The sequence below is a fragment of the Halocynthiibacter sp. genome, assembly GCF_049608145.1.
In the GTDB taxonomy this organism is placed as follows: Bacteria; Pseudomonadota; Alphaproteobacteria; order Rhodobacterales; family Rhodobacteraceae; genus Halocynthiibacter.
On sequence record NZ_JBMYXF010000040.1, the window covers coordinates 1 to 15,420 of the forward strand.

Sequence of the window (15,420 nt, forward strand, 5' to 3'; positions counted from 1 at the left end):
TCGATAAGTATTTTGGCGATTTCTGGCAGACCAATTTTGAAGCCCAGGGTGAAGTACAGGAACAGTTGAACAGCCACCTGGATTATATGCTGGAAAAAGTGCCGGCTGCTTATGAAACGGATCCTGCACTGGTTCTGTTGGCACAGGAAAACCTAGGTCGGCTAACGCCATATCGTCGGGTTTATGCGAACCTGCGTGCCCTGTCTGAACGTCAATTGCCCAACCCGATTGAATTCCAATCCTCAATCGGCGCAAGTTTTGGCATCGTCTACCAGGCGTCTACTGTGGGCGAAGTTTCCACTGAAGAAGCGGAAGAAGCCAAGGCTGAAGACAGCAACAGCGTCACGCCGGAATGTGGTCAGATTTCAGAACAGGTGTTTGCCCGTGGTCCGTTCGAGGTGCCGCGCATCTTTACCGCACCGGAATACAAAGCCTTCTTTGTGCCGCAGGTCGAACGTGTAGCACAGATCGCGGCGGATGATCTCTGGGTGCTGGGGCAGCTGGAAAGCACGAATTATTCTGATGAAGACTTCCTTGAGATTCAGCGCAACCTGCGTGAAATCTATGTGGATGATTACGTGCGCACATGGCGTCAGAGCCTGAATGCACTTGAGGTCCGTGATTTCGATGACATCCGTGATGCGACTGAAAGCTTGCGTGCCCTATCCGGGCCAGACAACCCAATCCGCCGGATTGCACGTCTGGTTGTGAACAACAGCACGATTTATGAACCCGAAGGTGAAATTCTGGAAGGAACAGAAGCCAGCGCAAATGAATTGCCAATTGAACCCAATCGGGCTGCGGGTCTGCAGATCTTTGAGAACTTCAGCGAAATTCGCGGCATGCTGGAAGCACGCGGCGAAGGCGGCGAAAGCAACATGGATCAGATCGAAGAAGCGCTGACGTCGCTTTACGATTATATGAAATCCGTGCGAGATGCGCCGGAACCAAGTGCGCGTGCCTTGGAACTGTCCATTCAGCGCGCTGAGCTGACCGGTGAAGATCCGATTTATGTGCTGTCGCGTATTGCGGAACGTGCCCCTGCGCCGTTTAACATTCATCTGCGTCACGTGGCGGATGAGGCCTGGCGCGTGATCATGGTCGGCGCCACAGAAGAATTGAACCGCAAATGGCACGAGGAAATCTATGGTGATTACCAACGTCTGATCGCGGGTCGTTATCCGTTTGATCGTGAAAGCGATCAGGATCTGCCGGTCGAAGATTTTGAAGAATTCTTCCGTCCAGGTGGGATTCTTGAAAGCTTCTATCAGCAGGAACTTCTTGTCTTTGTGGATGAAACTACGGGTGAACCCCGTATCATTGACGGGCAGTCCCTAGCCGTGGATGCTGATTTCGCCGGCAGCCTGCGCAGCGCGATCGATATTACCCGCAGCTTCTTTGATGCCTCAGGTGATCTGTCGATTGAATTCTCAGTTGCAACAGCGGGGATGAGTGCAAATCTGTCCCGTGCGGTTCTGAACTTTGAAGGGCAAGTTGTGATCAATACCCACGGGCCGTCGCGTCCGGTCACGATCATCTGGCCAAATGCGATTGATCAGTCGCCTTCCAGCCGGATTGATATTTCGCCGCTGGCGGGCACCGGATCAACCGTGTCACGTCAGTACAACGGCCCTTGGTCTTGGTTGCGTCTGTATGACAGCGCGTCGAAATCCAACCTAGATAATAACTCGGTTGATTTGTATTTCGGCAATGCAAACGGTCAGACCGCAACCTTCCGTCTGCGTCCCGAAGCACGGATCAACCCGTTCTTTAATTCACCACTTAGCTCGTTTGATTTGCCAAGCCATCTGCGCAGTGCACCCGAAGGGTAACAGGAAGATAGTATGAAACGATCACTTACTCTTTGGGTCTCTGCGACGCTGGCAACTTTGATGCTGGTAGGTTGTGGCGGAAAGTTACCCCAGGCGGAACGCGAATTTTCGGGCAATCCAGAAGATGCGCGTAATATCACCAGGGCACAGGGCCGTGAGATTGACCGGGCATTACAGGCGCGCGCGCAAAACCTGCAAACCCATGACAGCGGTGCTGACGCCACGCTGATCCAGGCCGGGTTCTTTGACGGACGTCAGGATGGATATGCGGTTTGGCGTGATGGAACTGTCGGTTATATCAATTCCGCAGGCGGTCTACAGATCCTTGATAAGTTGCCAACCCGTCTGGATGAGGTGCTGATCGCAGGGCGGCGTATTGTTGGCCTGCATGCGAATGGTACGATGGGCGCCTGGAATACAGCAAACCTGTCCCAGCAGGTGGTGATCCGCCCTCAAGAAGCCACGTTCAATCAAACGCGGGTTTATGATGTTGCTGCTACCCCGACCGGACGTCTGGTTATGGCGGCTGAAGGTGAACGTCTGGAACACTGGTCTCTGGCGTCGGGAAATCGGTTGTCTTCGGGACAATTGCGCAATGTGCAGCCCCGTGCGGTTGCGCCAAATAGCAATCGTCGTTCGATTGTTTATGGGACACTCAGTGGTGAAATACGTCAAAGCAACGGGCGAGGCCCGGGGCGTGTGATCTGTAAACATGACGGTCCTGTGTTGGCTGTGCGTTGGCTGGCTGAACGCAATCAGGTACTGTCCTCTGCCAAAGACGGTTCCGTTTTGTTGTGTAATATGGAGTCTTCCCAGGTGGTCTGGCGCCATGATTTCCGTCGTCCTGCGTACAACATCATTGTATCTGAAACCGGCAATCACGCGGCAATTACCCCTGCATTTGGACGCCCAGTTATGCTGGATCTGAACACAGCTGAAGGCAAATTGCTTGCGGCGAATTCTGCTTTGTCCACGACGCGTTTTGTGTTTGCCCCAGAGGGAAATGCGATTTCGCAACATGGTGTGTCTGAATTGCGTTTGTGGCGGACTGATCTGGCAACTCCGCGTGGCAAAATCGCGCTTGATGCACGGGGGCAGGCTACGGGGTTTGCAATTAATGCCCCTCAGAACCGAGTGGCTGTTCTACGCGATGATACCCATGTCAGCTGGTTTGATCTTGCCCGTCGCCGTAATGTCGGGCTTGCACTGTTCTCAGATACTGAAATTGCGTCGCTTTCCTTGTCGGATGACGGTGAACGCATGCTGCTTGTCTTGATTGATGGGCGGGTCCTGACACTTGATACGCCGGATGAACAGGGCAGCGCCTTGCGTGTGGGGCAGGTGGAACAATGACGGAGTTCCTTAAACAAATTCCAGATGCAGCACAAAGTTTCGGTGAAATCACGGATGAAATATCCGAAATTTTGGATGAACTTGACGAAGAGCTGATGAAACGTGGCACTTTGGCTGTGGACAGCATCGATTGGCCGGAGCTGCGCAAAAAGGCAGAAGCATTGTTGCCGCAGATTTGCCACCTGCAAGGGTATCGCGCCTTGATTGTTGCAATGACTGCTCCGGAACCTTCTGGGCTTATTCAAGAGACATCTTTGACAGGGGCTTTTGCAGCGGCTCAGCATCTGACGGAAAAGGCTTGGCCGGACATGCATCCACAAGGTCCACGCCTGAAACGCAAGCGTGACGCCTGGTTGAACGATATTATTCAGGCGCTTGGTGGGGCGGTTGAAGACGTTTCTGCACAGGGTGGCTTGTCTCGCAATGGGGTGAAATCTGCTGAAAAACTCATCAAAGCGCTGAAAAAGAACGAGATCGATAGCGTTGTCCTCGAACGCGCTTTGAAGGACCAGCCAGAGGATCTGCCCGAAGCCCCTGCTGCGCCTAAAGCGGGGGCAATGCAGTCGTCCAAATTGGCGCAGAGTGCGCCACCCTCTACGCACGCCACACCTCAACGACTGGATGCAAAGGGCCGGGCAGACCTGCGTCGTGATATTCAGGCGCTTGCCGACCGGATTTCGCACCATGAAGCGGATGCTGGGATTGCCTGGTTGATGCGCGGCTATGCGTCATGGCTGGAATATGCGCAGGCGCCTGAGAAAAAAGATGAAACCGGTCTGACAGATCAACCCGCAATGCCTGCGTTCGTGGCCGGGGAACATCTGAAAAACGCGACCTCACCTGATATGGCTGCGCTGAAAAAGCTGGAAGATCGCCTGTTCATGAGCCCGGATTGGTTTGACGGACAGAAACTGGCAGCTGAAATGGCGCTGAGGTTGGACATGCCGCAGAGTGCAGCGGCGATTTGCCGGCGGGTCCGTGATCGCCTTGAGCAGGTTCCAGAACTGAAAGAACTGAAACATCAGAATGGCACGGACATTGTATCGGAGGAAATCCAGACGTGGGTGGCTGCAAATACAACGTCAGTATCCGGGACTGGACCTGCAGGAGCGACCGAAGACATCGGCGGTGACGAAACCGGTGACGCCCTTGCCGAGGCAGAAGCCCGGATCTCTGCAGCCCGTTCCCCCCGCGAAGCAGCGCTTGCCCAATTGTCGTTTGCACGTGCGTTGATTGCTTCTGGTCATCCGCATCATGCGAAGTTGATCGCTGAAAACCTGGCGCGACGTCTTTCCCCACCGACACTGCAGGAATGGGACAGCCATCTATTGGAAGAAATCGAAAATTTGCAGAAAACCGGGGAATAGCAGGCAGCGGCAACCCGTGGGGCACGCAGTGATTCTTCGTTGGTATGTCAATTCCATGAACAGTGGCTTGAAGAACCTGTAACAGATCGCTATACGCAGCGCGTGGAATGTATCCACAGAATCAAAAAACACGAAAAGCCGTGGTTGATCCGCTTACGCTTCAGGGATCACATCCGGCAAGGAGAAGCGATATGAAACTGAATGAACTCCGCGACAATCCAGGCGCAACCAAACCACGCAAACGCGTTGGTCGTGGTCCTGGTTCCGGCACCGGTAAAATGGGTGGCCGTGGTATCAAAGGTCAAAAATCCCGTTCAGGTGTAGCCATCAAAGGCTTTGAAGGCGGTCAAATGCCTTTGTACCAACGTCTGCCTAAGCGTGGCTTCAACAAGCCAAACCGCAAGGCATACGCTGTTGTAAACCTGGGCCTGATCCAGAAATTTATCGATGCGAAGAAAATCGACGCATCTGCAGCGATCACCGAAGATGTTCTGATTTCTTCCGGTCTCGTACGTCGTAAACTTGACGGCATCCGTGTGCTGTCAAAAGGCGAACTGACCGTTAAAGCCAACATCGAAGTGACCGGCGCATCTAAGTCTGCTGTTGAAGCAGTTGCAAAAGCTGGTGGCTCACTGACCATCACAGCACCGGCAGCGGCTGAATAAGCGCTTGTTTGCGGCCGCCGCGCCGCTTACATACAAATAAGTTTTTCTGACGCCGCCGCCCGGGGAACCGGATGGCGGCGTTTTACATATGATGGGGAGAGGCCCGGGAATGGCATCTGCAGCAGAGCAAATGGCGTCAAACATGAGCTGGAGTGCGTTCGGTAAAGCATCCGAGCTGCGCCAGCGTATTCTTTTCACTCTTGGTTTGTTGATCGTTTACCGTCTCGGGACATATATCCCGGTTCCAGGTATCGACGGCACAGCACTTCGTGAATTTATGGACCAGGCGGGGTCCGGCATTGCCGGCGTCTTGGGCATGTTCACTGGTGGCGCGCTGTCACGTATGGGGATCTTCGCCCTTGGCATCATGCCATATATTTCAGCGTCCATTATTGTTCAGCTTATGACCGCGATGGTTCCACAGCTGGAACAGTTGAAAAAAGAAGGTGAACAAGGGCGCAAAAAAATCGCGCAATACACCCGTTACGGCACCGTTCTTTTGGCAACCTTCCAAGCCTATGGTCTTGCGGTCAGTCTGGAAGCCGGCGATCTTGCAACCGATCCGGGCCTGTATTTCCGCATCGCCTGCATGCTTACGCTGGTTGGTGGCACCATGTTCCTGATGTGGTTGGGCGAGCAGATCACAGCACGCGGCATCGGCAACGGTATCTCTCTGATCATCTTTGTTGGGATTATTGCTGAAATTCCTGCGGCTATCGCACAATTCCTTAGCCAAGGCCGTTCCGGTGCGATCAGCCCTGCTATTATCGTGCTGGTCCTGGTGATGATTGTTGGCGTGATTGCCTTTGTGGTCTTTATGGAACGTGCTTTGCGCAAGGTTCACATTCAGTACCCACGCCGTCAGGTTGGCATGAAAGTTTATGATGGTGGCACAAGCCATCTGCCAGTTAAAGTGAACCCAGCGGGCGTTATCCCTGCGATTTTCGCAAGTTCACTGTTGTTGCTGCCGACAACAATCGCGACGTTCTCAGGCAACCAAACCGGTCCTGTTATGTCGACGATCCTGGCATATTTTGGCCCAGGGCAGCCTTTGTATCTGCTGTTCTTCGTGGCGATGATCGTGTTCTTTGCGTTCTTCTACACCTTCAATGTGGCGTTTAAGACGGATGATGTGGCGGACAACCTGAAGAATCAGAACGGTTTTATCCCGGGGATTCGCCCAGGTAAGAAAACTGCTGAATATCTGGACTATGTTGTGACCCGTTTGTTGGTCGTAGGCTCCGCATACCTTGCGGCAGTTTGTCTCTTGCCAGAGATTTTACGTTCACAGCTGGCAATTCCCTTCTATTTTGGCGGGACTTCTGTTTTGATTGTGGTCTCCGTGACCATGGATACAATTCAGCAAGTTCAGAGCCACATGCTGGCCCACCAGTATGAAGGCCTGATTGAAAAATCACAGCTGCGGGGGAAAAAGCGCAGTAAGAAGGGACCAGCCAGACGATGAACATTATTCTTCTCGGCCCACCAGGGGCAGGTAAAGGAACACAGGCGCAGCATCTCGTGGAAACACGCAACATGGTGCAGCTTTCAACCGGCGATATGCTTCGTGCAGCACGTACTTCCGGTACAGAGATGGGCAACAAGGTTGCCGCTGTCATGGATGCAGGCGAGCTTGTAACAGATGAGATCGTAATTGGTCTAATCCGTGAACAGCTAGAAGCTGGCAATGGCGGGGGTGGGTTCATCTTTGATGGTTTCCCTCGTACCCTGATGCAAGCGGTTGCGCTGGAAAAGCTTCTGGAAGAAACCGGCCAGACTTTGGATGCTGCGATTGAGTTGCGTGTGCGTGATGAAGCGCTGGTCAGCCGTATTCTGAACCGTGCAGCTGAAGCTGTTGCTGCTGGTGGCGAAGCCCGTGCGGATGACAACGAAGAAAGCTTACGTACGCGTCTGATGGAATACTACAAAAAGACCGCACCGTTGCTTGGTTACTATTTTGCCAAGGAAAAACTGCAGCGTGTGGATGGTCTTGCGGACATTCCGGTTGTTCAGGCGTCTATTTCAGCGATCTTGGATAAATAAAAAATTCCTTACTGGTTCTATCTGTGAGTAAAAAAAGAAAAACCGGCTTCCTATGTGAAGCCGGTTTTTCTTTTTCAAATACGCGCGTTCATGTTGCTGACGGATGTTGGGGGCATGCCAATGTCGTGCGGGTCATGTACTCGCATGGATGTGGGTGGGGTTGGCTGTTGTTCGCTCTTGACGATATTCGGAAAACCCCATAATCAGCATTATCCCGAAAGGGAAATTGATTCTGCGCGGGTCGCGCCTGCGTAGATCATATCACCTGAATTCAGCTGCGGCCCGACGCGTTCACGCTTCGGGCTTACGTTGTGAAAAAAGGTTCCGGCGTTACGGAACCGCAACGAAAAGGAATATGACACTTGGCACGTATTGCCGGCGTTAACATCCCGACCCATAAACGGGTCCCGATCGCCCTGACTTATATCACTGGTATTGGCACCACTTCTGCTGAAGCTATCTGTGAAGCTGTTAAAATCGACTTTACACGTCGCGTTAACGAGCTGTCCGATGCTGAAGTTCTTGCTATCCGTGAACACATCGACGCTAACTACAATGTTGAAGGTGACCTTCGTCGCGAAGTTACCATGAACATCAAACGTCTGATGGATCTCGGTTGCTACCGTGGTCTGCGTCACCGTCGTGGCCTGCCTGTGCGCGGTCAACGTACTCACACCAACGCTCGTACCCGCAAAGGCCCTGCAAAGGCCATCGCTGGTAAGAAGAAGTAAAGGGAGGGTTTGATCAATGGCACGCGATAAGACTCGTACGAAGAAAAAAGAGCGCAAGAACATTGCCTCTGGTGTTGCTCACGTGAACTCTTCGTTCAACAACACCAAGATCCTGATCTCTGACGTTCAGGGCAACGCAATTTCATGGTCCTCTGCTGGCACCATGGGCTTCAAAGGCTCACGGAAATCCACACCTTATGCGGCACAAATGGCTGCAGAAGATGCTGGTAAAAAAGCACAGGAACATGGTGTTAAAACACTTGAAGTCGAAGTTCAGGGTCCAGGTTCTGGTCGTGAATCCGCACTTCGCGCTTTGGCTGCATTGGGCCTGAACGTCACATCTATCCGTGACGTAACACCAATCGCACACAACGGCTGCCGCCCACCAAAGCGTCGCCGCGTATAAGCGTTTACGACTTTTCCAGGCTCATGGTTTCATGGGCCTGGATTTTGCATTTTAAACCTCGGGCGTTTCTGGTCAGGGACATGGTCCAGAAACAAGAATGGAGGCTCTACGCATGATCCACAAAAATTGGCAGGAACTCATCAAGCCAACGCAGCTTGAAGTGAAACCAGGCAACGACCCTGCACGTCAGGCAACTGTGATCGCTGAACCGCTTGAGCGCGGCTTTGGTCTGACTATGGGTAACGCATTGCGCCGCGTTTTGCTGTCTTCCCTACAGGGTGCTGCAATCACGTCTGTGCAAATCGACAACGTCCTGCATGAGTTCTCATCCGTTGCTGGTGTGCGTGAAGACGTAACCGACATCGTGCTGAACCTCAAAGGTGTTGCACTGCGTATGGAAGCCGAAGGCCCCAAGCGCGTGTCTATCTCTGCGAACGGTCCAGCTGTTGTGACCGCTGGTGACATTTCTGAAAGCGCTGGTATTGAAGTTCTCAACAAAGAACATGTGATCTGTCACTTGGACGACGGCGCTGATCTTTACATGGAACTGACCGTTGATACCGGTAAGGGCTATGTCGCTGCTGAGAAAAACAAACCAGAAGATGCACCAATTGGTCTGATCCCAATCGATGCGATCTATTCCCCAGTGAAAAAAGTGTCTTATGACGTGCAGCCGACCCGCGAAGGTCAGGTGCTGGATTATGACAAACTGACACTGAAACTGGAAACTGATGGTTCTATCACGCCTGATGACGCTGTGGCTTTCGCTGCGCGCATCCTGCAAGATCAACTGTCCATCTTCGTGAACTTCGATGAGCCAGAAGCGGCTTCTCGTCAGGAAGAAGACGACGGCCTTGAGTTCAACCCACTTCTGCTGAAGAAAGTGGACGAACTGGAACTGTCTGTCCGTTCTGCAAACTGCCTGAAAAACGACAACATCGTTTACATCGGCGATCTGATCCAGAAGACCGAAGCAGAAATGCTGCGCACGCCGAACTTCGGCCGCAAGTCTCTGAACGAGATCAAAGAAGTTCTGTCTGGCATGGCGCTGTACCTCGGCATGGATGTCGAAGAATGGCCACCAGAGAACATCGAAGATCTGGCGAAAAAGTTCGAAGATCAGTTCTAAGAACACCACAAAGAATTGACGGGGTATGCCAGTTGGTGTACCCCGCCACAAATGCCAGCAACGACTGGGAATATCTGGGCAATTCGCCCCAAGGAGAGCACCTGACACGCATCAGGGGCCAGACAAAGCAAAACACGTTTAAAGGACTAAACACATGCGCCACGCAAAAGGCTACCGCCGCCTAAACCGTACTCACGAGCACCGTAAAGCCCTGTTTTCAAACATGGCCGGTTCTTTGATTGAGCACGAGCAAATCAAAACTACCTTGCCAAAAGCGAAAGAGCTTCGCCCTGTGATTGAAAAACTCATCACACTTGCGAAACGTGGCGATCTGCACGCGCGCCGTCAGGCTGCTGCTCAGCTGAAGCAAGACAAAGATGTTGCGAAGCTCTTTGAAATTCTCGGCCCACGTTACAAAGACCGTCAAGGTGGTTATGTGCGTGTTCTTAAAGCAGGTTTCCGTTACGGTGACATGGCGCCAATGGCGATCATCGAATTCGTAGAGCGTGACGTCGATGCCAAAGGCGCTGCTGACAAAGCACGCGTTGCCGCTGAAGACGCTGCTGAATAAGCACCGCGAATCAGAATTAGAAAAGCCTCGCAATTTGCGAGGCTTTTTACGTTTCAGAGGAATAAAATCAGTACTTTTAGTTATCGAGACGTTTTGATGCCGACTTTGTTATTTTCTCAATGAATGCTTCGATCTGGCATCGCTGATTTTGCGAAACGCTCAGAAAGTCCAGTAAATTAACGCGCACGTTGTCTGGTAAAGTCGATATTTTCGAAAATACATCGGGAATATGACGGTCCAATTGTGTATCCATTTCTGTTAATTCACTATTTGCCTCAATTTAAGGTTGACGAATTTTCTGGCAACTTGTCTAAAAAGACATGTCCACCAAGTCGTCAGTAGATTTAGAACTTCAGAAACTAGGCCGGCTCGCGCCCGCCGGGTATTTTCTCGGATTGCATATCCGATTTGCATCTCCTTTGATGCAATTCTCTAACTATAATCAGGGCTGGCTGGATCGTTACACCGAACAGGCCTACGCTCTGAGAGACCCCACCATCGCTTGGGGCTTTTGTACAGAGGGGGCCAGCCGGTGGTCCGAATTCGAAATCCCGGATACATTTGGAGTGTTGGCAGAAGCCGGTACATTTGGTCTGAAATTCGGGCTTACCATATCCTGTGGCCCGGTACGTTCCCGAACGATTGCAAGTTTTTCCCGTTCAGATCGGGAGTTTGAGGATAGCGAGATCGAAGAGATCTCGCAAATTGTTCGCCGGTTGCACGACATCGTGGAGCCGCCGGAGAGCCTGACAAAGGCACAAATCGAAGCTCTGCGACTAATTGCCGACGGCGACCGGCACGCGGCAGCAGCTGCTAAGCTCAATATTTCTGAAAGTGCTTTGAAAGCCCGCTTAACAGGCGCCCGGGAACGTCTACACGCCCGGACAACTGCTGAAGCTATTCAAAGAGCGAAGGACTACAGGCTGCTATAAACGGATCGGTTCGCGTTGTTAATTTTTCGCAGTTTTCATCAAACTGGGAAAAGCGACATGCAAACCACTACTCTTTCTTTCGAAAATCTTCACAACCATGGGGAGTTATTTGCAAACTTCTTTCGTGCAAGAAAACAAAGTTTCATAATTCAGAAAAATTGGGATCTGCCTGAAGCCCTGGATATGGAATATGATCAATATGACACCCCTGCCAGCCGTTGGATTGCGATCCACGAATTTGGCGAAATCTATGCAGGCATCCGGCTGACGCCCACAACAATGAAATGTGGCATGTACAGTTATATGATCCGGGATGCTCAGCGGGGCTTGCTTGGAACGATCCCTGAGGATCTTTTGTATGAAGATGCCCCTGTTGATGAGCAGACTTGGGAATGCACCCGTGTATTTGTTTCACATGCGACGCCCCAACGGATCCGGCGTCGGGTTCATGCGTATATGGTTGGTGCAATGTTGAAAAGCGCACGTGAGCAGGGCGCAACCAAACTGATCACCCTGACTGCATCGAACTGGCCACGCTGGTTTGGACGGTGCGGTTTGGATGCAAAGGCAATTGGGCGTGAAATGTTCATTGGTGATGGTGACTATCAGTGTGTTTCCATAAATCTGGCCGGCAATCTGCATTGATGCATCTGTGTGAGGGATAGTGCTTTCCCTCGGGATGTGGACATCGTAGTTTTGTTTTATGGTCGATTTGTTTGATACCCCCGGCGATATGCCCGAAAAAACCGAGGGCGCGGCAGGCGCTGCGCCCCGTCCCCTTGCGGATCGTTTGCGTCCGAAAAATCTGTCCGAAGTGATCGGACAGCAGCAGGTCCTTGGACCTGAAGCGCCCTTGGGTACGATGCTTGCGGCTGGTAGCTTGTCGTCATTGATATTTTGGGGCCCGCCTGGTGTGGGTAAGACCACAATCGCTCGACTGTTAGCAGATGAAACGGATCTGAAGTTTGTGCAAATCAGTGCGATTTTCACCGGTGTGCCTGAACTTCGCAAAGTCTTTGAAGCGGCAAAGATGCGCCGTTCAAACGGGCAGGGGACACTTCTGTTTGTAGATGAGATCCATCGTTTCAACAAAGCGCAACAGGACGGGTTTCTGCCCTATATGGAAGATGGCACAATTCTTCTGGTTGGGGCGACAACGGAAAACCCGTCATTTGAGTTAAATTCAGCGGTCTTGTCGCGGTCTCAGGTTCTGGTTCTTGAACGGCTTGACCTGAAAGATCTGGAACTGCTGGCCCAGAGATCTGAAAAAGAAATGAACAGGGCGCTGCCCCTGGATGGGCATGCGCGTGAAACATTGCTTGAGATGGCCGACGGGGACGGGCGTGCTTTGCTGAATCTGGTTGAACAGGTTTTGGCGTGGCCAGAAGCAAAAAGCGGCACAAAGCTGGATACGGATACGCTTTCCACACGGCTGATGCGTCGGGCGACGAAATACGACAAATCCGGTGACGAACACTATAATCTGATTTCGGCTCTGCACAAGTCTGTGCGAGGTTCTGATCCTGACGCGGCACTTTACTGGTTTGCACGTATGTTGACAGGCGGGGAAGATCCTCGGTATCTGGCGCGCCGTATTACCCGCATGGCTGTTGAAGATATCGGTCTGGCTGACCCGCAGGCGCAGACGCATTGCCTACATGCCTGGGAGATTTATGAACGCCTTGGCAGTCCCGAAGGGGAATTGGCACTTGCCCAGGCTGTGACCTATCTGGCGCTTGCCCCGAAATCCAACGCCGCCTACGCAGGGTATAAAAATGCGATGGCTGCCGCGCGGAAAACCGGATCAGAACCCCCGCCCAAACATATCCTGAATGCGCCGACATCTTTGATGAAGGATCAAGGGTATGGCGATGGCTATGCCTATGACCATGACGCCGAGGATGGGTTTTCGGGGCAGAATTATTTTCCAGATACAATGAAGCGTGGCGTGTATTATCAGCCGGTTGACCGCGGATTTGAACGGGAACTGAAACGTCGCCTTGATTACTTTGTTAAACTGCGGGCAAAACGGGGTTCCGGTTGACATTCAGCCCCACCTGATAAAAGGAAGCGCTCATGTCTGTTACCTTTCTTCAAGTGGCCCTTGGGGGCGCAATTGGCGCATCTTTGCGATATGGCTTGGTCCTGTCGGCCCTGCGGTTTTCCGCAGCGGGCTTTCCGATTGGCGTGTTAACCGCAAACGTCATCGGATCGTTTCTAATGGGGGCGTTTCTGATCATGGCTGAAACACGTGGTCTTGTCTCATTGTCGCCTTTCATGATGACAGGTGTTCTGGGTGGCTTTACAACCTTTTCAGCGTTTTCACTTGAAACGTTCAGCCTGATAGAGCGCGGGCAGTTTGGCTCCGCCGCGCTTTATGTGACATTGTCCGTAGTGGCATCCATTCTGGCCCTGTTTCTGGGCGTGGCCATCGCACGGGGGATCTTCGCATGAGTGGCGTACAGAAAATTGAAATTACCGAATCTGAATCTGATCAACGCCTGGACCGCTGGTTCCGGCGTCTGTTTCCGCATATCCCGCAGGGTCGCGTTGAAAAGCTCTGTCGCAAGGGTGATATCCGCATAGACGGCGGCCGTATAAAAACGTCGACCCGGCTTGAGACAGGGCAGATCGTCCGCGTGCCGCCTTTGCCCGATGCACATGAAATGGCCGAACGTCCGGTGACACCGACGATTTCTAGATCCGATGAAGAACTGATGAAATCCATCGTTTTGTATCGTGACGATCACATTATTGCCTTGAACAAACCACCGGGGCTGCCGACCCAGGGCGGCAGTAAGCAAAAGCGCCATATCGATGGCCTATCTGAAGCGTTAAAGTTTGGCTTGGAAGAAAAGCCCCGCCTTGTGCACCGCTTGGACAAAGACACATCAGGTGTGTTGATCATGGCACGGACCCGTAAAGTGGCCAGCGCACTGACCGAAGCATTCCGGTCCCGTGATACACGCAAGATCTACTGGGCTGCGGTTGCGGGGGTTCCTATGCCGCGCCACGGTACGATCCGTTACGGCCTGGTGAAAGCATCGGGTCATGGCAAAAGTGGCGAAGGTGAAAAGATGCATTGTGTGCATCCGCGCTATGTGGATGAAACCGAAGGTGCGAAACGTGCTACGACGGACTATACGGTGATTTCTGGTCTTGGTGGCCGGGTAAGCTGGGCTGCACTGACGCCAATCACGGGGCGCACACACCAGCTTCGGGCGCATATGGCGGAACTTGGTCATCCGATCATTGGTGATGGGAAATACGGTGGTTCCGGTCAAGAAAACCTTGGCGATGGCTGGGGGGCACAATTGGGCGGAGAAATGAGCAAAAAACTACATCTTCATGCACGTAGCCTGTCCTTAACCCATCCGGTCACGAACAAACCCCTTATGATCACCGCTCCCTTGGCAGAACATATGCAACGTACTTGGGATACGTTTGGTTGGGACATGAGTGAGGCATCAGATGACCCATTTGAGGATCTGACATGAGCGACTGGAAAGCCAAACGTTTCTGGAAAGAGACCTCGGTTGAGGCGTGTGATGCCGGATATCAGGTGTTGCTGGATGGACGTCCTGTTAAGACACCATCCAAATCCGCTTTTGCCGTACCCAGCCGGGCGCTGGCCGATCTGATTTCAGCAGAATGGCAGGCCCAGGAAGAACACGTTAGACCTGACACTATGCCCTTCACCCGTATGGCGAATTCGGCAATTGATAAGGTGACAGTACAGCATGGCGCAGTCGCGGATATGTTGGCTGAATACGGCGGGACTGATCTGATCTGTTATCGCGCGACGGATCCGGCAGAATTGATCGAACGTCAGGCTGTGGGTTGGGATCCGCTGATTGCCTGGGCTGAGAGTGAGCTGGGTGCAAAGCTAGAAGCGACAGCAGGCGTTATGTTCCATGCTCAGCCTGACGATAGCCTTGCGGTTTTGCGTGATCAGGTTCATGTGATGGATCCGTTTATTCTGACAGCGTTTCATGACCTTGTGGCATTGTCGGGATCGTTGATTATCGGGTTTGCGGCCCTGCGCGGATATGACACCCCGGAAAACCTTTGGGAAATATCGCGAATCGACGAATCTTGGCAAATCCATCTTTGGGGCAAGGACGACGAAAGCGAACAAATGTCGGCGATAAAGCGACAATCCTTCCTTGATGCTTGGAAGTTTTACTCCGTACTTTAGGATATCTAAGGTGGGTGGAACCTCCGTCAGGCTTTGAAAAATATAGCTAAAAAGCCAGGTTAGGTCGTGCTTTCATAATTTTTTGTGACCCATTCCATCACAATCCGCGACATTTCCTTGACGTTGAGGTCGTTATTTGACCAAACTCTTTGCACTCAGGGGGCGACTCCGAAGTATCATCCCGATCACAAGA

At 52.3% G+C, this 15,420-nt stretch carries 16 protein-coding genes; all 16 read left to right on the forward strand.

Translation table 11 applies throughout. The features are described 5' to 3' along the window. On the forward strand, positions 1-1,832 hold a 1,832-nt coding region (locus tag ACPGUT_RS11750), incomplete at its 5' end, for an ImcF-related family protein (RefSeq protein WP_423991594.1). Between the two features lie 12 nt (positions 1,833-1,844). Further along, a complete protein-coding gene (locus ACPGUT_RS11755; protein ID WP_423991596.1) occupies positions 1,845-3,185 on the forward strand; it encodes a hypothetical protein in 1,341 nt (446 codons plus the stop codon). Beyond that, positions 3,182-4,552 (forward strand): type VI secretion system domain-containing protein, encoded by a 1,371-nt coding sequence (locus ACPGUT_RS11760; protein WP_423991598.1) that lies wholly within the window; start codon positions 3,182-3,184, stop codon positions 4,550-4,552. The genes ACPGUT_RS11755 and ACPGUT_RS11760 overlap by 4 nt, the downstream gene beginning before the upstream one ends. A gap of 191 nt (positions 4,553-4,743) precedes the next feature. After that, positions 4,744-5,217: a 50S ribosomal protein L15 gene (gene rplO, locus ACPGUT_RS11765; protein WP_423991600.1), complete on the forward strand. Its 474-nt coding sequence runs from the start codon at positions 4,744-4,746 to the stop codon at positions 5,215-5,217. A 109-nt stretch (positions 5,218-5,326) separates the two neighbouring features. Next, a complete protein-coding gene (gene secY, locus ACPGUT_RS11770) occupies positions 5,327-6,682 on the forward strand; it encodes a preprotein translocase subunit SecY (protein ID WP_423991602.1) in 1,356 nt (451 codons plus the stop codon). Beyond that, positions 6,679-7,260: an adenylate kinase gene (locus ACPGUT_RS11775; RefSeq protein ID WP_423991604.1), complete on the forward strand. Its 582-nt coding sequence runs from the start codon at positions 6,679-6,681 to the stop codon at positions 7,258-7,260. The genes secY and ACPGUT_RS11775 overlap by 4 nt, the downstream gene beginning before the upstream one ends. A 362-nt stretch (positions 7,261-7,622) precedes the next feature. After that, positions 7,623-7,991 carry a 30S ribosomal protein S13 gene (rpsM, locus tag ACPGUT_RS11780; protein WP_423991605.1) on the forward strand — a complete coding sequence of 123 codons (369 nt, stop codon included), beginning with the start codon at positions 7,623-7,625 and terminating at the stop codon, positions 7,989-7,991. A 16-nt stretch (positions 7,992-8,007) separates the two neighbouring features. After that, on the forward strand, positions 8,008-8,397 hold the full coding sequence (gene rpsK, locus ACPGUT_RS11785; RefSeq protein ID WP_423991607.1) for a 30S ribosomal protein S11: 390 nt from the start codon (positions 8,008-8,010) through the stop codon (positions 8,395-8,397). Between the two features lie 112 nt (positions 8,398-8,509). Next, positions 8,510-9,526, forward strand: coding sequence for a DNA-directed RNA polymerase subunit alpha (locus ACPGUT_RS11790; protein ID WP_039018942.1), 1,017 nt, complete (start codon positions 8,510-8,512; stop codon positions 9,524-9,526). Positions 9,527-9,680: 154 nt separating this feature from the next. Next, positions 9,681-10,097 (forward strand): 50S ribosomal protein L17, encoded by a 417-nt coding sequence (gene rplQ, locus ACPGUT_RS11795; protein ID WP_423991610.1) that lies wholly within the window; start codon positions 9,681-9,683, stop codon positions 10,095-10,097. A 320-nt stretch (positions 10,098-10,417) separates the two neighbouring features. Next, positions 10,418-11,029, forward strand: coding sequence for an autoinducer binding domain-containing protein (locus ACPGUT_RS11800; protein WP_423991612.1), 612 nt, complete (start codon positions 10,418-10,420; stop codon positions 11,027-11,029). 57 nt (positions 11,030-11,086) lie between these two features. Continuing rightward, positions 11,087-11,674 (forward strand): acyl-homoserine-lactone synthase, encoded by a 588-nt coding sequence (locus tag ACPGUT_RS11805; RefSeq protein ID WP_423991614.1) that lies wholly within the window; start codon positions 11,087-11,089, stop codon positions 11,672-11,674. A 58-nt stretch (positions 11,675-11,732) separates the two neighbouring features. Continuing rightward, positions 11,733-13,073, forward strand: coding sequence for a replication-associated recombination protein A (locus ACPGUT_RS11810; RefSeq protein WP_423991616.1), 1,341 nt, complete (start codon positions 11,733-11,735; stop codon positions 13,071-13,073). A 32-nt stretch (positions 13,074-13,105) separates the two neighbouring features. Continuing rightward, entirely contained in the window at positions 13,106-13,483 is a 378-nt protein-coding gene (crcB, locus tag ACPGUT_RS11815) for a fluoride efflux transporter CrcB (RefSeq protein ID WP_423991617.1), read from the forward strand. Continuing rightward, positions 13,480-14,526, forward strand: coding sequence for an RluA family pseudouridine synthase (locus ACPGUT_RS11820; protein ID WP_423991619.1), 1,047 nt, complete (start codon positions 13,480-13,482; stop codon positions 14,524-14,526). The genes crcB and ACPGUT_RS11820 overlap by 4 nt, the downstream gene beginning before the upstream one ends. Then, positions 14,523-15,227 (forward strand): ATP12 family chaperone protein, encoded by a 705-nt coding sequence (locus tag ACPGUT_RS11825; protein WP_423991621.1) that lies wholly within the window; start codon positions 14,523-14,525, stop codon positions 15,225-15,227. Before ACPGUT_RS11820 ends, ACPGUT_RS11825 begins: the two co-directional genes overlap by 4 nt. The last annotated feature ends 193 nt before the right edge of the window (positions 15,228-15,420 follow it).